Genomic DNA, 8,733 nt, shown 5'->3' with positions numbered 1-8,733 from the left:
GGCCATCCCGGCATTTTTAACGTTTCCACAATTGGACCCCAGCCTCAAGAAAATAACGAGCAAATACACCCGTTACGATCTGGCCTCGGCCGCCAGCCTATTGGTCGCGTGAAAAAAATCGGAAAAGTCGACACTGTCCAGAAGTAAAGCAAAAACAAATAATGCGCCTCTTACAAAAAACATAGGATTCATTCTTAAACTCCTTTCTTTCCCGTTACCCACTTTTGCATGATTTCTTGATGCTCTAGCCGTGTCGTTTCAGCAATACCCTCGAAATGCATACTCAGCTCTTTTATTGAATGATTGCTCGCCTTAGAAAACCAAGTGGGTGGCCATTCTTGAAGCTTGTCTTTGTAAGTAATGCAGAACTGGATAAATTTCTCAACTTCGATGTTATTTCGGTTCCGAACAGGCATTTCTTCTAAGTTTTTTGGAATAGCAAGAGAAGGGTCATCGACAAGCGCATACGCCATATCTCGGAATGTGAAAGATATTTTTTCTTCTCTCAAACCAATGTAAAAGCTCACGTCTGTCTCATAGCGCTCAACCTGCTGAATCCCAATAACGATATGCTCACATTCAAGCTGCAGCTCTAGATCACCATCAATAAATTTACTGCGGTGAAAAATGTTCTTGAGATTTGCAAAGGACAACTCAGCCTGTTGACTCAGCTCTAGATTGCTCATTTGCAACCTCCCAAACACATGTGACCCGACGTTGGGTCATATTGATATCCTTTCGCTTCTAAATATTTAACTTCTCGTCCAAAGCCTGATAGTACGGATGGATCTTTTGGACTTATCAGAACCTTACCCTCAGGTTTTGTTGCTAACGCAATGTCGTCTCCTCTAGCTATAGCAGCATCAAGGAAGGGTTTGTTGATCTGCTGCCAGAATTTTTCAGGGCCCAATGCCGTGTACAAACTATCAGGTGTATTCAGCAAATTGAATGAACCCGGTTGGGTTGCTCCATCAATTGCCATTGATTTAGACATACCAAGTTCTTGGTTGATGATGCGTTTAGTGTCGGCAGTGAATGCTCCAAGTATTGTGGTTGTCTTATCAGGGTTAGCTTTGATTACTACCCCACTGGTTGTTTTGATTTCTTTCGGGAAGCTATAAGCGGAGCCATCTCGATAAAAGTTCTGAGCTTGTTTCGCGCTCGCGATAGCCTCAGCTTGCGCCAGCTTATAGGCTTTAGAAACAGCCATTCCTTCCAAGACATCTTTACCAACACTGATGCCCACTTTGGCCAGTGCTACTCCACCTTTCGCCACACCGCCCACACCAGTAGCAACTGCGCCTACTTGCCAAACCAATGCGCCGAGGTCCTGACCTAATTGCTCGGCATTTTGATCGCCTCCAACTTGCAAGGCAGTCTTCATGCGATCAATCTTGGCATCCAACTCCTTAAAGACACTGTCGCCTAATTGCTGCCGTGCTTCTGGGCTGGTGATGATTTGCTTGAGTCCATTCAGGCCAGCAATGGGATCGGAGAGAAATTCCGCCAGTCCTTTGATATCACTGATGCCTGCTTCAACCAAACCTTTGCCTACTCCAGCAGTGGTTAGCACATCTTGCTTGGTACTGATGTAAGCCCACTTGCCAGCAACTTTCAGCTCTTCCAATGTGCCCTGGGCCGCCTTGATCTCCTTCTTCATTTGCACGATCTGCTGCGTGGCTAACCAGTTGTTATCCACGGTAGCACCCGCCGCATTAGTTGCCGTCGCCACATTCGCATCGCCAACACTGGCAATACCCGTGACGATCGAAACAATCAGGTTGCGTTTTGCTTCACGCTCTTGGGTGGTTTCATTCGGATTGGTGTCGCTGAATAGACCTGTGAGCAAACTAGAAGCTGCAGCTCCCGCTGCACCACTGCCGCAACTTTGATTACTTGCCGCTGCGCCTGCGCAGGCAACGATGGCATGCAAGGCTGCGTGTAATGGGCTGCCTTCTGTCAGTTTGCCATCAGCGACCAATTGACCGATATAGGAAGCACCTTGCTGCTGCACATAGTTCACAACCATGTTCTTGGCAAACTCGCTACTGGCCGCACTGACGTTGCCACTGATCCCCGCCACCAAGGCGGTGGTGATTTGCCGATAAGTACCACCTGCGCCCCAGTTGTCATTGATGGCCTGTGCTTCACCTCTTAGAGTGATCGCCTGGTCACGCAACGCTTGACGCTGCTCGTCATTCAAACCATTGTTGGGATCTTTTGCTGCTTGCTCTACGTCTTTAGCTTGCGTCGTCTTCGCATCGGCTTCTTTTGCACGGTTGTTTAAGAAGGTGCCCACCTGGTTCGCAAACGCACCCACGATTTCAAAGCCTGCTTTGATTTCTTGCTCATTGAAGATGGGCTTCAATGCATTGCTGGTGTCCTTACCTGTCGCCACCTCGCGATTCAAGCTCGCTACCGTAGTCGCCGCATCCTTGCCAGTGAGGGTTTGTTGCTGCGCTTCATTGGTGATGCTGATGGCCGCTGCACTGACACCACTTTGGGTGGTACTGCTGGCATTCCCCGAGGCACTCATGGCAACAGGTAGGGTGGCCGAGAAGCCATTCAAACTTGGCAAAGTCGTGCCGGGTGTCTGTGTGCCGCCTGTCGTGGCATTACCCTGGCTGTCTTTACCTACACCCATACCCGTGCTGTATCCCGCACCAATATTGAAGCTTTGTCCTTTGTATTCGGCCTTGTTCTGGATGTCGCTCGTAGTGAGGCTACCTGTCGTCAGGCTGTTCTTACCATCTTGTGCAGCTTTATCTGTACTGGTGATGACTGCGCCTTTCAGGTCGGTGTTGTTCGCCACAGTAATTTGGAAGCCATCATCTTCAGCTCTGATGCCCGATTGTTCGGTCACGCTGGCAAAGTCGCTATTGATATTGCTCTTGCCTACGTTGATGCTTCCGCCCATCTTGCCGTAGCCAACGGAGATGCTGCCGCCAATACTTTGCTGCTTGCTATCGAACTTGCTCGTGTCTTGCAGGCTCTCGACGTTAAGGCTGCCTCCCACATTAGCCACCACTTGTTTGCCGGTTGCCACCGCACCTTTCAAGGTGGTATCGCCACCCGACTGGATTTTGAGTTGATTGCCTGCATCCACATGCGTGTTGGTCCAACTCACATCGCTACCATCGGCTTTACCACGCCCGCCACTGGCACTCGCTGTGAAGAGCAGGCCATCGGTGCCAATTGAAATCCCCACACTAGCGCTGGAATTCTTGTTAGTGCTGTGCTGGTCCGCTGTATTTTGAGCGGCAAGAAGTTTGACTTCGTTTTCAGCGTTGAGCGCAATGTTGTTGCCCGCCTTGACGGTACTGCCTTGAATCGTGAGGTTGCTGTCTTGTCCTGCGCCACTGGCAATCATATTGATATTGCCACCCGCTGCCACCGTGGACCCCGCAGCACTACCGCTGGTTTGAATGGTATTGCTTTGACTCTTGGAGGTACCAACGCTGATACTGAGGTTGACTCCTCCAGCTTCACTAGGGTTGGCTTGCACGGCATCGACCGCATTCTTTGCAGCAAGGGCTGTTGTCGCCAGGGCGAGTGCTTGCATGCGCGGGTCACTCGTTTTGCTTGCCGCAGATTTCATCTGATCTGCCGTTTGGATAGCGCTTACAACAGGATTGGTCAGCGCAACGGTTAGACCACTCTGCTTGAATTTGGTCTCAGTTTGGCTTTGGCTGGTATCACGCGCTTCTACGATATCGATACGTTTAGCGCCAATATCAATATTGCCTTGAGGCGCAATCACATTACTACCCGTTTGAGCGTAGTTTTGGCCTGCCTGAAGGTTGATGTCGCCTTGCGTGCTGCCAACCGTTGAAGCCGCTGCTGTCTTAGTCACTCCTTGTTGGTCTACGCTTTGTTGCTGTGTTCCGACTGTGATGCTCAAGCCACCGCCACTGAAGATGCCGGATTTTTTCTCATCCCTGAAGTGGCCCTCGACCGTGGTATTGGTCGCCGCCGCGATGTTGAGATTGTTTTGTGCGGCCAGCGTCGTGCCGTTGTCGCTGACTACGTTGCTGCCCGTGAGGTTGATGTCACGATCAGCCAAAACAGTCGTCGTTTTGCCAGAGAAGGTTGTCGCTTGCGCTGTTGTCTGATCCAGCGTGTCACGTGTCGTGATGGTCTTGCTAGAAAACGCGCTGCTGCGACCCTTGTGTTGGTGAGCTTCATCGACCTGCACATTTGCCTCGCCAGCCGTTAGATTGACATTGTTCGTCGCAATGGCAACCAAGTTACCTTGCGTGCTCGTCACATTCGCACCTTTGGCATTGAGGTCGTTGCCCGCTTGCAGGATCAAATCGCCTTGGGTTTGGATACTGGTACCAATATCGACCTTGCTTGAATCGCTGCGGTTGTTGTTGCCGCTCCAAACAACACGATTGCTTTGGCTTTGCGTGACGGTGCCTAAATTGAGATTGTTGCCTGCGGTAATCGTAGTGCTGTCAGTAGGAGCGCCTGCCGATGTGGGCGCTGCGTTGATGATGGCCGCTGCGTTTAAATTGACATCACGTGTAGCGCTTGCAAGCAAAGTGCCTCCCGTGCCGGTCACATACAGCCCCGCCACACGCTCGATATTGGTTTGACTACCTTGCGCATTGGTTTGGGTACGAGTTGTCGACGTGACATTCAAGTCACGCCCTGCGCTTGCGACCAAGTTGTTATTGGCCGCGATGGTGCCCCCGATGTTATTGAGATCGGTACCCGCAGCCACCCCAACATCGGTTCCAAGGATGCGTCCACCCAGGTTGTTGATGTTGTCAGCGGTGAGCGCCACCACTTGTCGTCCGGCGATGGTGCCACCATTGAGCAGATTGCCTGTGACATTGAGGTTGACGTTGTTACCCGCGATTAAAGCGCCACCCGCTTGCAAATCGCCTTCTTGGACATGCACGTAAAGCTGGGGTACCAGGGCTTTGGTTGTTGTGCCATTGGGCAGGGTGATGTCTTTCTCCACCAACCACACGATGTCATTGGTCAATTGCGCCATTTGAGCGGCGCTGAGGGCTATACCGGGCACAAGGTTGTAGGCTTGCGCGAAGGTCACGCCACTGTTCATGAGCGCCGCGTATTGCGCTTCGTCGTTAGCGTAGCCATCGAGAAAGCGTCTTCCCGTGAGCTGAGCGACTTGTTCACGAATCAGTTTTTGCTCATAGAAACCATCGCCCAAGCGTTTCTGGGTCAGCGCTGGGTCCAGCGATAAGGCATTGAGCAAGTAATCCGAACTCAGCCAGGTTCGATAGTTGGCGAATGCGGGATCGGTTTCGATCAGGTAATGGGCCGTGGAGCCGGGCGCGAGTCCAAACAAGCTGTTATTGGGCACACTGGTATTGATGCCGCCACTGCGCACCACGGTGGCAGGGCCACTGGCACTGCTGCTGACAGCAGCCACGACCTGCGTGATCGGTGTAATAACTTGGCCACCCTGCGTGGTTCCCGTGGCGCTACTTGCCGCGCCTGGCGTTTGATTCACCGTAGCCGTGGAAAGCGCCGCAACCTGAGTACCTGAACCGCTTGACGCGGTGTTTTGTTGATAAACCGTGGGCGTCAGGGAAATGGCTTGAATCGTTGGTGCGGGGTTGTAGCCCGCGCTGCTGCTGCCGGTGCTATCGCGTCCCTTGTGGTGATCGCGCCAATAAGAAGTGACACTGCCTGAATCGGTGGTGACACGTTCACCCGCTACTTCGGTGTTGTTGAGGGTACCGATCGTGCCTGTCAGTGTGCCGCCCGCGATGATGCGACTCTTATCGTTATTGACGGTGTCCGCAGTGATGCGCATCGCACCACCGGAAAGAATTTGGGCTGGATCAGAGCTGGCAACGCGAGTCTCGCTGGTATTGCGTGTGTAGTTGTAGGCTGACCAGCTTTCATAGTTGCCCTCGGGCGTATGCAGGTGATCGGATTCGTCGTTGTAGACATACACATCTGGCGTGCCTGGGGTGTAGCGATTGGGTGAACCGGAGCCTTGGTACTCGGTGATGCTTTGCGCCGCTAGATTCTCTGTAGTGGTGCTGAAGTTCTGGTTGGTGTTGTTGACGGTCTTGGTGTTCAAGCCAAGCGCGCCAGTGGCTTCTATCGTGGCGCTGTCGTTATTGAGCGTGGTGGCTTGGCCCGTAGCACGCTTGCTGGCATCGAGACTGCCGCCAATGGCCACATCGCCGCCGCTGAACATGATGGCGTGTCCGCTGTTATTGATGGTGTCCGCACCGATGTCCAATCGGTCGCGGGCAGCGATGACCGGAGCCGTGCCGTTCTCCGCCGCATTGGTCAGCGTCGTCGCACCAATGGCGACATGGTCGCCATAGATTTTTCCGGTACCGAGGTTGTTCAGGGTCTGAGTTTCGAGAACCGTGTCCGTTCCATTGATCGTGCCCCGGTTCGTCAACGTATGGCTGTCCGTCGCTTGCAATTTAACGTTGGTAGCGGAAATGGTGCCGCCCGCTTGATTGTCGATCGTCGCCGCCTTGGCATTGAGGGTGTTGCCAGCCGCCAGGGTGCCTTGGTTGGTCAAGGTGGCATCGGTTTCCACGGTGGCATTGCCGTTGGCGATGATTTGCCCCGAGTTGGTGATGCTTTGCTTGAGCGTGACGTTCAGATTGCCCTGGCTCAGCACATTTCCATCACCGCTCAGACTGGCACTATCAACGGTAAGTTGTTGACCTGCGAGGAGCGTGCCGTTGGTGTTGGTAATCGCAAGGGTTTTATTGGCGGCAAGGTCTTGCACCGCCAAGGTATTGCCAGCGCTTACCAGTCCATTGGTATTGTTGATAGTTCCGCTGCTGATCAAGGTCGTGTTGTTATTCGCTCGAATGGCACCCGTGGTGTTATCGATGTTGGACGCTGACAGGGAAACGTTATTGCCTTCCAGACCTTGATTGCTTCCCTGGGTATTGGTGTTATTGACGCTTGCCGCATTGATGGTGAGGTTCTGTCCAGAGCGCACTAGGCTCCCGGTGTTATTCAAACTCCCACTCAAGGTGGCATCGACATTGCCTACAGCTTGGATTTGTCCACCTTGATTATTCAATGAGTTGGCATTAATCGTCGCGGCTGCACTGCTGACGATGTTGCCGCCTTGTGTATTGGTGATCGTCGCACCATTGACGGTAAGCGCCGCATTGCTGCCGATATAGCCTGCTTGGTTGTTGAGATCGCCCGTACTCAGATTCACGGTGCTTTGACCCACGATGCCACCACTGGCCCCTGAATTGGTATTGGTCAGCGTCTGACCATGGGTATTGACCGTCAATGCGGATGCGCCTTGAATCAAACCGCTGTCGTTGGTCAAGGCGCCACTTTGGACATTCAGTGTATCGGTCCCACCCGCGCCGCTCGCGATCAACTTGCCGCGCGTATTGTTGAAGCTTTGACTTTGGCTGTTGGCACTCAGGCTTTTGCCTGTGACTGTGCCATCGGTGTTGGTGATCCCAACGGCGGAAAGAGTGACTGTTTTGGCGGCTTCAATACGCCCAGCCTGATTGTTGAGCGCACCTGTTTGCGCGGTGACGCTGGCTGCGTCTTGCACAGAACCGATGGTGCCCGCTTGATTGTTGATTTGGCTCGCCGTCAAGGTGACTTGACCATTGGCTGCGAGCAAGCCTTGGGTATTGTTGGTGGCTTGCGTGGTCGTGCTACTCAGCGTTTGGCCTGCCGTGATTTGGCCCTGCGTGTTATTGAGGTTGTCGCCCATAATCGTCGCATTGCCGCTAGCGGAGATATTTCCCGCATTGCTGTTGTCGATTTCAGCGGTGGCGGTGAGAGTGAGGTCAGAAGCTGCAGTAGTGGAACCTGAGCCCGTCGCCTGGATAGTTCCTCCCTGATTTTTTAAAGCGCCTACATTCAGGGTGGCGGAGCCATTGCTGGTAATCGTGCCGCCGGTGTTATCCAGCTGAGTGCTCGCGGCAATGGTGGCAGCACCGCTGCCGGTTTGTGTCATGGTGCCGCCTTGGTGAGAGAGCGTCGCACTGTTGACGTTCAGTTGGCTAGCCGTCGTGGTGGCCGCATTGAGCGTCGCGTTGGTGGCTGTCAGGTTCAGCGCGCCATTGCTGGCGATTGTGCCGCGTGTTCCATTGAGCGTATTGACGTTGACGGCCAGGGTGCTTGTTCCAGCATGTTCGAGTGTCCCGTCGGTGTTGGTCAGCGTATCGGCGCTGATGTTCATATTGACGCTGTTGCTTGCAATACGACCTTCGGTGTTATTGAGGTTACCTGGCAGATTGAGCGCCATATCGCCGCTGCCTGTTTGAACGATTTGACCTTGTACGTTCGAGAGGTCGTGGGCGGTTGCATTGCTCTGATTGGCCGAAACATTGGCCCCGTCAGTGCGCAGCGTTTGGTTTGCGTTAGCGGTCAATGTTTGACTGACTACAACCGTGGCGTTGGCCAGGTTGATATCACCGCCACTGGCAGTGACTGAGAGATTCCGTGCGCTGGTTTGGCTGCCCGAAAGATCGACAGTTTGTGCTGTGAGACTTTGATCACCGCCGCTTAAGTTTTGTCCTTGAGCCGTAATGGATCGCGTGGCACTCGCTGTGAGATTGCCCGAGGCGCCGAGCGTGCCATCGGTTTGAACGCCAGCGGCTGATATGTATTGACCTGTCAAGTTTTCCAAGAACCCAGTTTTAGATCATCGTCCAGTGTGTGGGTAGCAGAACGGGCGGCAAGCCGACGGTTGATCAGTCTGATATGCGCGGGTTGGCTACCGCATGACAACCGATTCGT

At 53.3% G+C, this 8,733-nt stretch carries 2 protein-coding genes; both read right to left on the bottom strand.

The window, feature by feature from the left end:
• Positions 1–194 precede the first annotated feature (194 nt).
• A complete protein-coding gene (locus Q1J43_RS08005; RefSeq protein ID WP_301101933.1) occupies positions 195–686 on the bottom strand; it encodes a hypothetical protein in 492 nt (163 codons plus the stop codon).
• Entirely contained in the window at positions 683–8,623 is a 7,941-nt protein-coding gene (locus Q1J43_RS08000; protein WP_301101932.1) for a hemagglutinin repeat-containing protein, read from the bottom strand. The genes Q1J43_RS08005 and Q1J43_RS08000 overlap by 4 nt, the downstream gene beginning before the upstream one ends.
• Positions 8,624–8,733: the final 110 nt, after the last annotated feature.

Origin of the sequence: Propionivibrio sp., from assembly GCF_029255185.1 — a bacterium.
GTDB lineage: Bacteria > Pseudomonadota > Gammaproteobacteria > Burkholderiales > Rhodocyclaceae > Propionivibrio.
This window is presented reverse-complemented; position numbering and strand designations above follow the sequence as displayed.